This is a genomic window from Cellulosimicrobium sp. NPDC057127, from assembly GCF_042670945.1.
GTDB lineage: Bacteria > Actinomycetota > Actinomycetes > Actinomycetales > Cellulomonadaceae > Cellulosimicrobium.
Genome location: NZ_JBHUUP010000002.1, coordinates 25,681 through 39,113, shown reverse-complemented (window position 1 = coordinate 39,113; position 13,433 = coordinate 25,681). Strand labels below are relative to the sequence as shown.

Here is a 13,433-nt window from a genome sequence, read left to right as displayed (position 1 = left end):
GATTCACTGGCTTTCGTGCTCTCTCGGTGCGGGTGCGACGACGAACGGCGGGCCGGGCGGTCCCGGAGGCGTGCGCCTCCGGAAACACCCGGCCCGCCGTCCGTCAGTCCGTGCGGATCCGGTCATCGACCGGTCGCTCGACGGATCAGAACATGTCCTCGAAGAGGGACAGCGTGATCGTCGAGCTGTACGAACCGCCAGGGACGTCCTCCGGCGTGCGCAGGGTCAGGCCCGCGTTGGCGGTCCAGGAGCCCTCGGGCGCGACCTCGTTGGAGTCGAACGCCGAGACCAGGAGCTCCTTGTCGACGAGGCCGACGTTGTTGCTCGTGTCCTCGTCGCCCTCGATGGCCGGGTCGACCTCCGGGCCCTCGGCCACGAGGCCCGACTCGCTCGTCGTTGCGAGCATCGGGGTCCAGCCGAGGTGCGCGGCCGTGATGACGTCGCCTTCACCGTTCTCGAAGTCGGACGCGCTGCCCAGCACGTACCAGCCGGCGGCCCCCGCCTCGGGGAGCTCGTCGCCCGAGCGCGTGTCGGTGACCGTGACGCCGGGCAGCTCGCCCGTGAACTCACGCGTGCCCTCCACCGACGACTCGCCCTCGCTGAGGCTCGTCGCGTTCGAGGCCACGGTGAAGGCCAGGTTGCCGGGCTCGACGGTCGACTCGATCTCGACCGACACGTCCACGTTCTGGTCGTCGCCGACCTGGTCGGCGCTGGCAGCGGAGGACAGAGCGACCGTGCCGATGAGCATCGCACCGAGGGCACCCCCGGCGACGAGCTGCTTCCTTGCTCGTGCATTCATGTTGTTGCTCTCCATCGTTGGAGTTGTTGTCGGACCGGATCACCATAGCGGCGAACCATGCGGTTTCACAGGGATGCGCGAGAAGTGGTCAACCACTGTTAAGGAAGTGAACGAACACCCTTCGTCCGTTCACGCACCGTTGCGTACAGTCCTTTCTCCGTCGTTCGTCGTCGAACAGCGTCGACGGTTCACCACGCCCTCGCGCGTGCTTCCGCACGGACGATGATGCCATCACTCCAGAGCTGCGTCACCCAGCTGACCATGGCGGGTCGCGCGAGCGCTGTCAGGGAGACCTCCGCCGTCCGCCCGTCGGAGGTCGACGCCTCGACCACCCGGACCCCGTGCAGCCCGGCGAGCGCGTCGGGGTGTTCACGCAGGTAGGCGGCGACGTCGGCCTGGATCTCGGCGTCCGTGAGGCTGAGCACCGCGTCGTCCGTCGGACGCTCGGCGGCGCCCGAGTAGAACGTCTCGTGCGACATGGAGTCGGCCGCCGTGAGCGCGAGCGCGTCGGCGAGGTCGAACAGGCGCTTGCGCTCCAGGTGGACCTGCGTCGCGCTCACCACCACCGTGACGAGCAGCAGGGCGAAGGCCACGAACGCCGAGGTGAGCAGCATGATCTGCCCGCCCTCGCGCTCCGGTGCCGCACCCACCGCGCAAGTCTCCCCCGGCGTGGCTGAGGCGGTGGCCCTCACGGTCGCCGCGCCGCGTACTCGTCGACCGAGGCGACGAACCGCGACTCGACCGGGACCGACAGGGGCACGATGTCGCGCACGAACGCCGGGACGAGCGGGAGCGGCACGTCGAGACGCACGTGCGCGGCGACGTCCCCGCCCGGCGACAGGCACGGCGACGTCGAGCACGCGAGCGACAGCGCGTCCGCGTACCCGTGGTCGCGGAAGCCCTGGTCCTCGAGCGCGATCATGACGGCGGCAGCGGCGCGCGACCGGGCGTCCGCTGCCGACGGAGCGGTGACGAACGCCCGCGCCGCTTCCCGGGACGCGCCCTCCACCGCGAACGTCGCGGCCTGGACGCGTCCCACGGTGAGCACGAGGTACAGCAGCGGCAGGAGGAGCACGAGCGCGACCCCGAGGAACTCGACGACCGCGTTGCCCCGCTCGGGCGCGTCGGAGAACGTCTCGCGCGGGGCACCGACGAGGCGCCCGCGCACCCTCCCTGCCAACCGGCGCAGCGCGGTCATCCCGCGCCCTCCTCGAGCGCGTGGCCGTCGACCGTCACGACGCCCGAGGGCCCGAGCAGCCCCACCACGGGCAGCGGCGCGGACACCGTCACCTCGACGACGGGCAGGCCGTCCATCGTGGTCTGGCGAGCGGAGACGTCCTGGGCGTAGCGCGACGACAGCGAGGCGGCGACGAGCTCTCTCGTGCGCGCCACGCCGTCGGCCGGTCCCCGGTCGGCACGTCCGGCCACGCGTGCGCCCTCCGCCGCGCAGTCGATGATCGTCGCCCGCACGTGGACGGCGAGCGCGACCTGCACGACGCCGAGGAACAGGACGAGCACGAGGACGGACACGAGCGTGAAGTCCACGACGGCCGACCCGCGCTCCGACGACGCCTCCACGTCAGGGGCCGCTGACGCTGCTGATCGCGTCGCTGAAGGCGGCGGTGAGCGCGGGGCCGGCGACGGCCCACAGCGCGATGACCAGGCCGGCGGTCATCAGGGTGATGAGCACCCATCCGGGCACGTCACCCCGCTCGGCCCCGTCCCCGGCCAGGCGTCGGGAGACGCTCGATCCGGCCGCGCGCACGAGGCGCGCCGTCCTGCTGAGCAGCTTCTGCATGTCGTCCTCCTCCTGTGGCGCGCCCGTCGCGCGGGCGCGCCGTCCGATGTCTCGTGATGTCGTACGAACGTGTGGTGCCGTCGCCGTGCGAGCGCGCTGCCGCGTGGTCGCGCGGGCCGCTCAGAACCCGATCCGCAGGGTCGCGACCGACGGGAAGACGGCGAACACGACGGTCACCGGAAGGATGAGGAACACCACCGGGACCATCATGAGGACCTCCTTGCGCCCGCCTGCCTCCATGAGCGCGCGCCGACCCGACTCGCGCACGTCCTGCGCCTGCGACCGGAGCACCTCGGCGAGCGGCGTGCCGCGCTCCACGGCGACGGCGACGCCCTCGGCGAAGCGGGTCAGGCTCGGCAACGACGTCCGGTCCGCCAGCTGCTCGAGCGCCCGCGTCAACGGCGTGCCGGAACGGACCGACGCGAGCGTGGTCGAGAGCTCGCCCGAGAGCTCGCCACGGGCGGTGGACGCCACGCGCTCGAGCGCCGCGACCGGCCCCTCCCCGGCGGCCACCGCGAGGGCGAGGAGCTCGGCGACGGTCGGGAACTCCGCGAGCATGCGCTCCTCACGACGGCGGACCGCCCGCGCCAGGTGCTGGTCGCACGCCAGGACCCCGCCGACGCCGCACAGGAGCGCGAGCAGCACCAGGGCCACGACCGACGACCCGCGCGTCGCCGCGAGCAGGACCGCGAGCAACGTGCCCGCGGCGAGCCCGAGCACGCCCCAGACCAGCTGGCGCGCGCGGAACTGGTCGACGCTCTCGGCACGGCCGGCCCGGTCGAGCCGCCGTCTCAGCTCGCCGCGGCTGGAGCCGAAGCGGTCGAGCGCCCGTCCGGCGTCGGCGACCCACGGCGCGACGAGGCGCTCGATGGTCGGGAACGGCGTGTGCACGGGCTGGTCCCGCAGCAGCGCCGAGGTCGCGTCACGCGTCCGCAGGTAGGGCGCGAGCCGCTCGTCGAGCCGGATGGCCCGACCCCACACGCCCGCCATGACGAGCAGGACACCCAGGCCGCCGAGCGCTCCGACGGCGACACCTGCCCACGAGATCTCCGGACCGGTCATCGCAGGACCCTCTCCTCCTCCGGCAGCCGGCCGATCCGCAGCATGAGCTGGTACGCGACGACGGTGCATCCCGCCCCGCCTGCGAGGACCAGTGCGCCCGTCACGGAGTTGTACGCGGCCGCCGTCTCCGGGCGCGTCGCGAGGAAGGCGAGCACCACCCAGGGGCCGGCGACCGCGAGACGCGCACCGTTCACGGTCCACGACTGGCGCGCCTCGAGCTCCCCTCGGGTACGGGCGTCCTCGCGCAGGAACGTCGAGAGCGTCCGCAGGAGCCGGCCGAGGTCCGTGCCCCCGACGTCGCGCGTCAGCCGCAACGCCTCGACGATGCGGTCGGCGACAGGGTCGGCGAGCCGTTCCTTGAGCGCGTCCAGGCAGTCGCCGAAGCGCCCGCTCGCCCGGTAGTCCTGCGCGAACCGCCGGAAGGGCTCGCGCAGCTCGAGGGGGCCGCGGTCACCGAGCTGGCCGACGGCCTCGGGCAGAGACAGGCCCGCGCGGACACCGGAAGCGAGGTGGTCGACGACCTCGGGCCACACGTCACGCAGCCGGGCGCGGCGGTGACGAGCACGGGCGCGGACGAGCACGGCGGGCGCGGACGCGGCGATCAGCGCGAAGCAGGCGGCGATGGTCAGGGACCGTGTCAGGACCCCGGCCACGAGCAGGACCGCGACGCCGGCGCCGACGCTGCTGCCCACGAGCGCGCCCGGCGTGACCGACGGTGCGCCTGCCTGGACGAGCAGGTCCTGCGTGCGGGCGGACCACCCGTCGGGGCGCCGGGGTCGACGCACTCCCGGTTCCCAGAACGACCACCAGACGCAGAACAGGCCGGCACCGAGCAGGAGGCCTGCGACGACGCCCACGTCAGCGCACCCCGGCCCACGCGGCGTCGGGGACGGCACGCCGCTCGTACGCCGTCTCGGGCCGCAGCAGCGCCGCGAGGTCGATGCCTGCGCGGGCGAAGCGGTCCGCCGCGGGCGGGTAGCCGTCGGCGCGGACCAGCGCGTCGCCCGAGCGCACGAACAGCTCCGACGCCTCGACGACGCCCTCCTCGACCCGACCCGGCACGCCGAGGATCTCGCGCACGCGGCGGCGCCCGTCGACGTCGACCCCGAGGTGCACGACCAGGTCGACCGCGGAGGCGACCGTGGGCAGGACGAAACGGTCGGAGACGTTCTCCCCGGCGAGCAGCGGCAGCGTGCACATCTTGGCGAGGGCCTCGCGCGCAGAGTTCGCGTGGATCGTGCACATGCCCGGAACTCCGGCGTTCAGAGCGATCAAGAGGTCGAAGCTCTCCGCCTCGCGCACCTCCCCGATGACGATCCGGTCGGGGCGCATGCGCAGCGCCTCCTTCACCAGCCGCCGCAGCGGGATCTCCCCCGTGCCCTCGAGGCTCGGCTGCCGGCACTGCATCGACACCAGGTCGCGCACGGCGAACCGGACCTCGAACACCTCCTCGCACGTGATGACGCGCTGCGTCGCCGGGATCGACCCCGCGAGGGCGTTGAGCATGGTCGTCTTGCCGGCCTGCGTCGCACCGGCGACGAGGATGTTGAGCCCGGCGCGCACGGCCGCGTCGAGGAAGGCCGCCGCCTGCGGCGTGAGGGACCCGAGGCGCACGAGGTCGTCGAGGTGGGACGCGCGCACGACGTGCTTGCGGATGTTGACCGCGAAGCTCTCCCGCGTCACGTCGGGAATGACGACGTGGAGACGCTCGCCGCCGGGGAGCGCCGCGTCGACGAACGGGCTCGACAGGTCGAGGCGACGCCCCGAGGAGCGCAGCATCTGCTCGACGAGGTCCCGCACCTGCTGGGCGGTGAGGATCGTCGTGGTGAGCTCGGAGACCCCGCCGCGCGCCACGAAGACCTGCTGGGGGCTGTTGATCCAGATCTCCTCGATCTCCGGGTCGTCGAGGTACTGCTGCAGCGGGCCGAGCCCCGCGACGGCGTCCACGACCGCGCGGCCGACGGCGGTCGGGTCGGCGAGCGGGGCGACGGCGCCGAGCGCGCTGCGCGTCTCGTAGTCGGCGACGGCCTCGCGCACCAGGCGGTCGACCCCCGCCCGGTCGCGCGCGGGGTCGACGCCGCGGCGTCGGACGAGCTCGCGCACCTCGCTCTCGAGCACGGCGATCCCGTGCGCGTCGACGGACATGTGCGCGACTACCCCGATCCTGTGCGACCGGCACCAGCCGGAATGTGGACGAACAGCGCCAGAGCGTAGGGCATCGGAGCATCGCGGCGGAAACACCGCTTGTGGACAACGGCGACCGTTCTCCACGACAGCCCCGAACCGGACGCCCAGATCGCGGCCCCGGGTAGGGTCGACGCATGGCACCGCAGACCGGCCCGCTCCCGCCCGGACGCTGGCAGGACGCGGCGCGCGCGACGGGCCTGCTCTCGGCCGACGGCACGGTCGCGTCGACCGTGTTCGCCGAGATGACGGACCTCGCCCGTCGCACCGGTGCCGTCAACCTCGGCCAGGGCTTCCCGGACGTCGACGGCCCGGCGGCGGTCAAGCACGCCGCGCAGCGGGCCATCGAGGACGGGCACAACCAGTACCCGCCCGGGCCGGGGGTCCTCGAGCTGCGCAACGCCGTCGCGGACCACCAGTTCCGCCACTACGGGCTGGACCCCGACCCGGAGACCGAGGTGCTCGTCACCACGGGTGCCACGGAGGCGATCGCCGCGACGCTCCTCGCGCTCGCCGGCCCGGGCGACGACGTCGTGACGCTCGAGCCGTTCTACGACTCCCACGCCGCCGGCATCGCGCTCGCCGGCGCCCGCCACGTCACCGTCCCGCTGGTCCCGGGCCCCGACCGCTTCCACCTCGACGTCGAGGCGCTGCGCTCCGCGGTCACCGACCGCACGCGGATCGTCCTCGTCAACTCGCCGCACAACCCGACCGGCACGGTCCTCACGCTCGACGAGCTCGAGGCGATCGCCGACGTCGCGCGCCGCCACGACGCCGTCGTCGTCACCGACGAGGTCTACGAGCACCTGACGTACGACGACACGGAGCACGTCCCCATCGCGACGCTCCCCGGCATGCGCGAGCGCACCATCACCATCTCCTCGGCCGGCAAGACGTTCTCGTTCACCGGGTGGAAGGTCGGCTGGCTGCACGGGCCCGCACCCCTCGTGACGGCGGTGCGCACCGTCAAGCAGTTCCTCACCTACGCGTCCGGCGCGCCGTTCCAGCCCGCCGTCGCGGGCGCGCTCGCCGACGACGAGACGCCCCGCGCCCTCGCCGACTCCCTCGCGGTGCGGCGCGACCTGCTGTGCACCGGACTCGTCGCCGCGGGCTTCGACGTCGTCGTGCCCCAGGGCACGTACTTCGTCGTGGCCGACGGCGCCCCGCTCGGCCACGACGACGGCGTCGCCCTGTGCCGTGCGCTGCCCGGGCTCGCGGGCGTCGTCGGCGTCCCCGTGAGCGCGTTCTGCACCCCCGGCTCACCGACCGCGCGCGCCCTCGCGTCACGCGTGCGGTTCACCTTCGTCAAGCGCGAGGACGTGCTGCGCGACGCCGTCGAGCGCCTCGGGCGGCTGCGCCGGTCCTGACGCGTCCGTCAGCCGCAGACGCCCGGGAGGAGTGTCTCGGTCGGGGTGGGCTCGGGTGCCGGCTCGCCCGTCCCGGGGTCCGTCGTGCCGGGGTCCGTCCCCTCGGTCCCGCCGTCCGCGGGGGGCGCCGGGTCCGCCGGCTCGGCGGTGTCGTCGGCCGGCTGCTCTGCCCCGGCGTCGGGGGCGGTCGCGTCGTCGCGCGGGTCCGCCGGCGCCTCGTGACCAGGTGCCGGCTGGTCCGTGGCGATGCGCTCCCAGATCGCGTCGGCCTCCGACGTCCAGACGACCCGGTTCGGGTCGCTCGGCGCGGGGACGACCGGGATCTGCGTGAACACGACCTCCGACGGGCTGATGTTGCGCAGGCTGAACGCGAGGCCGGCGAGCGCCGTCGGGTCGGCGATCGACGGGTCGGCGCTGATGGAGCTGAGCACCGCCTGGATGACCCCGTAGAGCTGCGGGGAGTTCGTGATGAGGTTCTTCCCGAGGATCTCGCGGATCATGGAGTCGATGAACGCCTGCTGGCGGGCGATGCGGGTGAGGTCGCTGCCCATGTCGAGACCCATGCCGGTGCCGTGGCGGGCGCGCAGGAAGTCGATCGACTCGCGGCCGGAGAGCGTGTACTCGCCCGCGGGCAGGTCCAGGTTGCCGTAGCGCGGGTTCTCCTTGACCGGCTCCGGGAAGCACATCGTCACGCCGTCGATGGCGTCGACCACGCCGATCACCCCGGTCATCTTGACCACGACGTGGTTGGTGATCGGGACGCCCGTGAGCTCCTGCACGGCGTTGATGGTGCACGCCGCGGCGTGGTCGATGTCGTCGACACCGCCGGAGCCGGTCTCGAACGCCGAGTTGAACATCGCGCTGCGTCGCGGGGAGGACATGGAGCCGTCGGGCAGCTTGCAGGCGGGGAGCGCCACGAGCGAGTCGCGCGGGATGGACACGACCTCCATGCGGGTGCGGTCGCCGGAGACGTGCGCGACGAACGTCGTGTCGGAGCGCATCCCGGGCTCCTCGCCGGCGATGGCGGCGTTCTCGGCGTCGCGGTAGTCCGTCCCCATGACGAGGATGTTCAGGGCACGGCCGGCGAACGGGTCGTCCGGGTCCTTCGGCGGCTCCACGGCCGGTCCCCCGACGACGAGGTCGGACACGTCGCTCACGGTGATCTGCGACTTGAGGTCCAGGTAGACGGCTCCGGCGCCGACGGCGACGAAGCTCAGGCCTGCGGTGAGGACCATGCCGACGACCCGGGCGACGCGGTGCGTGGCGAGCCGGCGCGCGTGGTGGGGACCGACCGCGGGGCGCTGCGCGGACGGCTTGCTGGTCGAAGGCACCCCCGCAGGTTAGAGGGTCGACCGGGAGACGGGGGCACGACACCACGCCGATCTCGTGAAGGCCGCGCGAAGATCACTCCCAGGACTTCCCGGGCACGAGGGGCGGACCAGGCAGCGCGGTGCCCGCCGGGCGTCACACCGGCGTGTGCCAGCCGCCCTTGCGGAAGGCCGGCGTGGCGAACCCGAGGACGAGGAGCGACGTGCAGACCGCGCCGAGCATCACGCCGGACATCGCGACCGCGTCGCCGCCGAGGAACCCGACGAGCGGGCTGACGAGCCCGGCGACACCGGACTGGAACGCGCCGATGACGGCCGCGGCCGTGCCGGCGATCTCCCCGTGCCGCGTGAGGGCCAGCGCGGAGGCGTTCGCCGGGATGAGCCCCTGGAGGGACAGCACGAGCCAGAGCGCCACGAGGAGCCCGACGAGCCCGCCGGCGCCGGTCACGGCGACGGCGACGAGGCCCGCGGCGAACACGCCCTGGACGACGAGCGCCGTGCGCAGCAGCCGGATCGGCGCGACCCGGCGCACGAGCGCGGCGTTCGCCTGCGCCGAGACGACGAGCCCGATGCCGTTGACCGCGAACAGCAGCGCGAACTGGCCGTGGCTGAGGTCGAAGCCCTCCTGGAGCACGAACGGCGACCCGACGACGTAGCTCATGAGGACCGCCTGCCCGAGCCCGGGCAGCACCGCGAGCGCGACGAAGTGGCGGTCGCGCAGCAGGCTGCCGTAGCCGCGCAGGATCGTCCGGGCGCCCGCGGGGCGGCGTCGCTCGACGGGGAGCGACTCGGGCATCCACCGGAGCACGATCGCGCCGAGCACGAGGCCGGCCGCGGCGAGGACCCAGAAGACGGCGCGCCACGTGGCGTGCGCGCCGATGATCGACCCGATCGTGGGCGCGAGGAGGGGCGCGAGCCCGATGACGAGCATGAGCCGGGACAGGATGCGCGCGGCGTCGGACCCGGTGAACCGGTCGCGGATCGCGGCGATCGCGACGACGGTCGCGGAGGCGTTGAAGAAGCCCTGGAGCACGCGCAGCGCGACGAGCATGCCGATGTTCGGCGCGAGCGCGCACAGCAGCGACGTCACGACGTGCAGCGAGAGGCCGACGACCACGGGCAGCCGGCGGCCGTACCGGTCCGACAGCGGACCGATGACGAGCTGGCCGACCGCTCCCCCGACGAGCATGCCGGACAGCGTGAGCTGCGCCATCGAGTCCGGGGCGCCGAGCTCCGCCCCGACCTCCGGCAGGAGCGGCAGGTACATGTCCACCGTCAGCGCGGGCAGGGTCGCGAGCGCGCCGAGCAGGAGCACCCACTTCGCCGACGACCTGGTCCGGGGCAGGGCTGTGTCGACCGAGGAAGTGGGCATGACGCCCATCGTAACGATTCGACGTCGATTTTCGTCGCCCCGGGCACGTGATCCGCCTCTCGTCGGGTCCCGCCCCCCTGTCTCGGGGCGTCGACCCTCGCGGCCGTCCGCGAGCCACACGGGCGTGCGCGCCGTCGGGGTGCCGTCCGGGCGCGGTGTGGGCGCCGTGCGGCACGCTGGAGCCATGTGCGGACGCTACGCATCCTTCCGGGACGCCCAGGACCTCGCGGACGAGTTCGCGGTGGCGGAGATCGCCGACGACGCGCGGCTGCTCCCCCCGTCGTGGAACCTGGCCCCGACGGACCCGGTGCGGATCGTCGTCGAGCGCGCCGCGAAGGACACGGGCGAGGTCCGGCGGTCGCTGCGCGTCGCGCGCTGGGGACTCGTGCCGTCGTGGTCGAAGAGCCCGGGCGGTGCGGCGCGCATGATCAACGCGCGGGCGGAGTCGGTCTTCGACAAGCCGGCGTTCGCCAAGCCGCTCGCCGTGCGGCGCTGCCTCGTCCCCGCGGACGGGTACTACGAGTGGCGCCCGCTCGGCGACGGCACGTCGCCGGCCGGCGGCGGCGCATCGCCGTCGCGCACCCGGCGCGGCAAGGTCCCCAAGCAGCCGTACTACATCACCCCGCAGGACGGGCACGGTGCCGCGTTCGCCGGGCTCTACGAGTTCTGGCGCGACCCGGCGAAGGCCGACGACGACCCGGACCGCTGGCTCGTGTCGACGACCATCGTCACGACCGACGCCGCCCCGGAGCTCGCCGAGATCCACGACCGCATGCCGCTCGCCCTGCCGCCCGACGCGTGGGACGCGTGGCTCGACCCGGCGGTCGACGCCCGGGGTGCGGCGGAGCTCCTGCGGGTGGGCGAGCCGCACGACGACGTCCCGATGGTCGCGCGCGAGGTGTCGACCCTCGTGAACACCGTCAGCAACGACGGCCCGGGCCTGCTCGAGGCCGTCTGACCGTCGAGGCCGTCCGACCGCCGGCCCTCCGCTCCGGCCGCAGCCGCGGCGGTCAGCCGCGGTAGGCGTGCTGGAGACGGACCGGCTCGATCGTGCCGAGCCCCTGCACCTCGCGCTCCGGCTGGGCGGTCAGCGCGAACCGCGCGTCACCGGCGAGCAGGCCGGCCGTGTCGCGGTCGACGAGCACGGCCGTCGGCTCCGCGATGTCGACGAGGCGGGCCGCGAGGTTGACGCTCGGGCCGAACACGTCCCCGAACCGGGACAGCACCCGCCCCCACACGAGGCTCACCCGCACCGGCGGGACGTCGACGTCCTCCGCCCGGCCGCCGGCCTCCGCCAGGCCGAGCGCGACCCGTGCCCCGGTCGCGACGTCGTCGGCGATGAACAGGACGGCGTCACCGATGGTCTTGACGACCCGGCCGCCGGCCGCCGTGATGACGTCACGCGCGCTCGTCTCGAACAGCTGCACGAACTCGGCGAGCTCGCTCGAGCCGAGGCCGCGGGTGCGCTCGGTGAACGCGACGATGTCCGCGAACCCCACCGCGCGCGGCAGGGGCAGCTCGTGCTCGTCGACGGCCGTGGACCGCGCCTGCGAGAACTCGACGGCGAACCGTCCCGCGACGGCCGCGAGCTGCCGGTGCCAGGCGTGGACCAGCTGCTGCTCGAGGACGGGCGCGAGCTCGGGCAGGCGGTCGAGCACGAGCAGGCGCGCGCTCGTGTCGTCGAGGTCGAAACGGCGCGTGACGTGCTCCACGAGCGCCTCGACCTGCCAGAGCACCAGCCGCTCGGTCGTGTGCCCGGTCGAGCGGATGAGGGTGGTCAGCGCACGGTCGTCGAAGGCCTCCCGCTCCGCGAAGGAGAACACGGCCGCGAGCGCCTGCGCGTCGTTCTCGGTGAACGCGTGCTCCTCGCCCTCGGTGACGGGGAGCCCGAGGGCCTGCCAGTAGGCGCGGACGCGCGGGACGTCGACGCCGGCGCCCTGGGCGAGGCGGTCGACGGTGAGGGTGCGGGGGCCGCCGAGCAGGGCCTCGTCGAGCGCGGCCTCGGTGGCGCCGCCGGGTGCTGCCGGGACGGCGCCGGGGTGCGTGTCGTCGGTGGCGGGCGCGTCGTCGTCGTTGTCCTCGGGCACCCGGCGATCCTACGGCGTGGCGGCCGCCGCCACCGTGAGGGGCCGGGTCAGCCGTCCGCGGGGTCGGCCGGTCGGAGGTGGTGGACGTCGCCGCTGCGACGGACGCTCGTGGTGCCGTCGTCGTGCCGGACGACGAGGCCGCCGTCGGGTGCGAGGGCGACGGCGGTGCCGTGGACCTCACCGCCGTCGACGGTCTCGACGCGCACGCGGGCGCCGAGCGTCGCGCAGACCTCGGCGCAGTCGGCGTCGAGGCCGGCGGCGCGGGCGTCGCCGTCGGCGTCCTGCCAGCGGACGATGACCTCGTGGAACGCCTCGGCGAGCGCGACGAGGAGCACCTCGCGGTCGGTGGTCGCGGCGCCGGCGAGCGCGAGGGACGTGGCGGTGGATACGGGCAGCTCGTCCCGGCTCTGCGTCACGTTGAGCCCGACGCCGACGACGACCGCGCCGTCGGGCAGCACCTCGGCGAGGATGCCGGCGACCTTGCGCAGCCCGCCACCGGACGTGTCAGCGCCATGGCTCGCCCCGGTGTCCTGTGGCGCTGACACGGGTGAGGGTGCGCCCTCGCTGTCAGCGCCGGGACGCGTCCCGCCGTCATGTCGTGCTGACAGGGCGTGCGGGTCGGGGACGAGGACGTCGTTGGGCCACTTCACGACGGCCTCCACGCTCGCGGTGGCGCGCAGGGCCCGCACGGTGGCGAGGCCGGCGAGCAGCGGCAGCCAGCTCAGGGTCTCGGTGGGGACGCCGGGTCGGAGCAGGAGCGAGCCGAGCAGTGCGGTGCGGGGCGGCGTCGTCCAGGTGCGGCCGAGGCGTCCGCGCCCGGCGGCCTGGTGCTCGGCGACGAGCAGCGACGGCGCGGGCCACGCCGCGGCGTCAGCGGCGACGGCGCGCGCGAGCTCGCCGTTGGTCGACGTGGACTCCTCGACGACCTCGAGCCGCCCCAGCGGTCCGGCGGGCGCCACGAGCAGCTCGCGCAGGAAGTCTGCCCGCAACCCCGGTGGCGTCGCGTCGCGGGGGGCGCGCGCGTCGTCGTGCCGTGTCTCACCGTCGGGCAGCGTCACCATCTGGCCATCCTCGCCCACGTCGGGGGTCGACGGCGCCCCCACCCGCCGCCGAACTCCGGGTTACGCGCTTGTCCGACCGCTGTATGCCGCACAACCCGGAGTTCGGCGACGAACGGACGCCCAACCCCGGCTTACGGGCACATCCGACCGCTGGACGGCGCACGACCCCGGGTTCGGCAGGTGCGGCCGCGGTCGTGGCGAACCGATGGACGAGGGCGGGGAGGGCGGGGCTGCGCGCGGTCGTGGCGGGTCTGGCGGGAGCGCCCGAGGGACGGGGGCGCGGATGGTCGACCGCGCGCAGCCCCGCCCACCCCGCCCGAAGGTGACTCCCACGACCGCCGAAGCTGCCGGTTGTCGACACCCACCAACACACGC

At 74.2% G+C, this 13,433-nt stretch carries 14 protein-coding genes; 2 read left to right on the top strand and 12 right to left on the bottom strand.

Annotated features, from left to right (window positions below; translation table 11 throughout):
- Positions 1 to 145 precede the first annotated feature (145 nt).
- The 8 genes from ACFTZA_RS01880 to ACFTZA_RS01845 all read right to left on the bottom strand — a co-directional run bounded on the left by ACFTZA_RS01880 (position 146) and on the right by ACFTZA_RS01845 (position 5,804).
- Positions 146 to 814, bottom strand: coding sequence for a hypothetical protein (locus ACFTZA_RS01880; protein WP_378190177.1), 669 nt, complete (start codon positions 812 to 814; stop codon positions 146 to 148).
- A 173-nt stretch (positions 815 to 987) separates the two neighbouring features.
- Entirely contained in the window at positions 988 to 1,449 is a 462-nt protein-coding gene (locus ACFTZA_RS01875; RefSeq protein WP_378190175.1) for a pilus assembly protein TadG-related protein, read from the bottom strand.
- A gap of 38 nt (positions 1,450 to 1,487) precedes the next feature.
- A complete protein-coding gene (locus ACFTZA_RS01870; protein ID WP_378190173.1) occupies positions 1,488 to 1,997 on the bottom strand; it encodes a pilus assembly protein in 510 nt (169 codons plus the stop codon).
- Positions 1,994 to 2,377 (bottom strand): TadE/TadG family type IV pilus assembly protein, encoded by a 384-nt coding sequence (locus tag ACFTZA_RS01865; RefSeq protein ID WP_378190171.1) that lies wholly within the window; start codon positions 2,375 to 2,377, stop codon positions 1,994 to 1,996. The genes ACFTZA_RS01870 and ACFTZA_RS01865 overlap by 4 nt, the downstream gene beginning before the upstream one ends.
- 1 nt (position 2,378) lies before the next feature.
- Complete coding sequence (locus ACFTZA_RS01860; protein ID WP_378190170.1) at positions 2,379 to 2,597, bottom strand: hypothetical protein; 219 nt, start codon at positions 2,595 to 2,597, stop codon at positions 2,379 to 2,381.
- Positions 2,598 to 2,717: 120 nt separating this feature from the next.
- On the bottom strand, positions 2,718 to 3,659 hold the full coding sequence (locus ACFTZA_RS01855; protein WP_378190168.1) for a type II secretion system F family protein: 942 nt from the start codon (positions 3,657 to 3,659) through the stop codon (positions 2,718 to 2,720).
- Positions 3,656 to 4,516, bottom strand: coding sequence for a type II secretion system F family protein (locus ACFTZA_RS01850; RefSeq protein ID WP_378190166.1), 861 nt, complete (start codon positions 4,514 to 4,516; stop codon positions 3,656 to 3,658). The genes ACFTZA_RS01855 and ACFTZA_RS01850 overlap by 4 nt, the downstream gene beginning before the upstream one ends.
- A 1-nt stretch (position 4,517) precedes the next feature.
- Positions 4,518 to 5,804, bottom strand: coding sequence for a CpaF family protein (locus tag ACFTZA_RS01845; RefSeq protein ID WP_378190164.1), 1,287 nt, complete (start codon positions 5,802 to 5,804; stop codon positions 4,518 to 4,520).
- Between the two features lie 176 nt (positions 5,805 to 5,980).
- On the opposite strand from ACFTZA_RS01845, the gene ACFTZA_RS01840 reads away from it, so the two are divergent.
- Positions 5,981 to 7,210 (top strand): pyridoxal phosphate-dependent aminotransferase, encoded by a 1,230-nt coding sequence (locus ACFTZA_RS01840; RefSeq protein ID WP_378190162.1) that lies wholly within the window; start codon positions 5,981 to 5,983, stop codon positions 7,208 to 7,210.
- Positions 7,211 to 7,218: 8 nt separating this feature from the next.
- Here the strand turns inward: ACFTZA_RS01840 and ACFTZA_RS01835 are convergent, their stop codons facing one another.
- On the bottom strand, positions 7,219 to 8,541 hold the full coding sequence (locus tag ACFTZA_RS01835; protein ID WP_378190160.1) for an LCP family protein: 1,323 nt from the start codon (positions 8,539 to 8,541) through the stop codon (positions 7,219 to 7,221).
- 133 nt (positions 8,542 to 8,674) lie between these two features.
- Complete coding sequence (locus ACFTZA_RS01830) at positions 8,675 to 9,910, bottom strand: multidrug effflux MFS transporter (RefSeq protein ID WP_378190158.1); 1,236 nt, start codon at positions 9,908 to 9,910, stop codon at positions 8,675 to 8,677.
- Between the two features lie 184 nt (positions 9,911 to 10,094).
- Between ACFTZA_RS01830 and ACFTZA_RS01825 the strand changes: the two genes are divergently transcribed.
- Positions 10,095 to 10,868, top strand: a complete 774-nt coding sequence (locus ACFTZA_RS01825; protein WP_378190156.1) for an SOS response-associated peptidase — start codon at positions 10,095 to 10,097, stop codon at positions 10,866 to 10,868.
- Between the two features lie 52 nt (positions 10,869 to 10,920).
- On the opposite strand, the gene ACFTZA_RS01820 is transcribed toward ACFTZA_RS01825, so the two are convergent.
- The gene (locus ACFTZA_RS01820) at positions 10,921 to 11,997 is read right to left on the bottom strand and encodes an adenylate/guanylate cyclase domain-containing protein (RefSeq protein ID WP_378190154.1); all 1,077 of its coding nucleotides are present in this window, start codon (positions 11,995 to 11,997) and stop codon (positions 10,921 to 10,923) included.
- Positions 11,998 to 12,044: 47 nt separating this feature from the next.
- Positions 12,045 to 13,058, bottom strand: a complete 1,014-nt coding sequence (locus ACFTZA_RS01815; protein ID WP_378190151.1) for a biotin--[acetyl-CoA-carboxylase] ligase — start codon at positions 13,056 to 13,058, stop codon at positions 12,045 to 12,047.
- Positions 13,059 to 13,433: the final 375 nt, after the last annotated feature.

Bases quoted from the DNA above. Each gene is read 5' to 3' on its own strand.
- ACFTZA_RS01830 (WP_378190158.1), bottom strand. From the start codon at position 9,910: ATGCCCACTTCCTCGGTCGACACAGCCCTGCCCCGGACCAGGTCGTCG.
- ACFTZA_RS01825 (WP_378190156.1), top strand. From the start codon at position 10,095: ATGTGCGGACGCTACGCATCCTTCCGGGACGCCCAGGACCTCGCGGAC.
- ACFTZA_RS01815 (WP_378190151.1), bottom strand. From the start codon at position 13,058: ATGGTGACGCTGCCCGACGGTGAGACACGGCACGACGACGCGCGCGCC.
- ACFTZA_RS01840 (WP_378190162.1), top strand. From the start codon at position 5,981: ATGGCACCGCAGACCGGCCCGCTCCCGCCCGGACGCTGGCAGGACGCG.
- ACFTZA_RS01855 (WP_378190168.1), bottom strand. From the start codon at position 3,659: ATGACCGGTCCGGAGATCTCGTGGGCAGGTGTCGCCGTCGGAGCGCTC.
- ACFTZA_RS01870 (WP_378190173.1), bottom strand. From the start codon at position 1,997: ATGACCGCGCTGCGCCGGTTGGCAGGGAGGGTGCGCGGGCGCCTCGTC.
- ACFTZA_RS01880 (WP_378190177.1), bottom strand. From the start codon at position 814: ATGGAGAGCAACAACATGAATGCACGAGCAAGGAAGCAGCTCGTCGCC.
- ACFTZA_RS01860 (WP_378190170.1), bottom strand. From the start codon at position 2,597: ATGCAGAAGCTGCTCAGCAGGACGGCGCGCCTCGTGCGCGCGGCCGGA.
- ACFTZA_RS01845 (WP_378190164.1), bottom strand. From the start codon at position 5,804: ATGTCCGTCGACGCGCACGGGATCGCCGTGCTCGAGAGCGAGGTGCGC.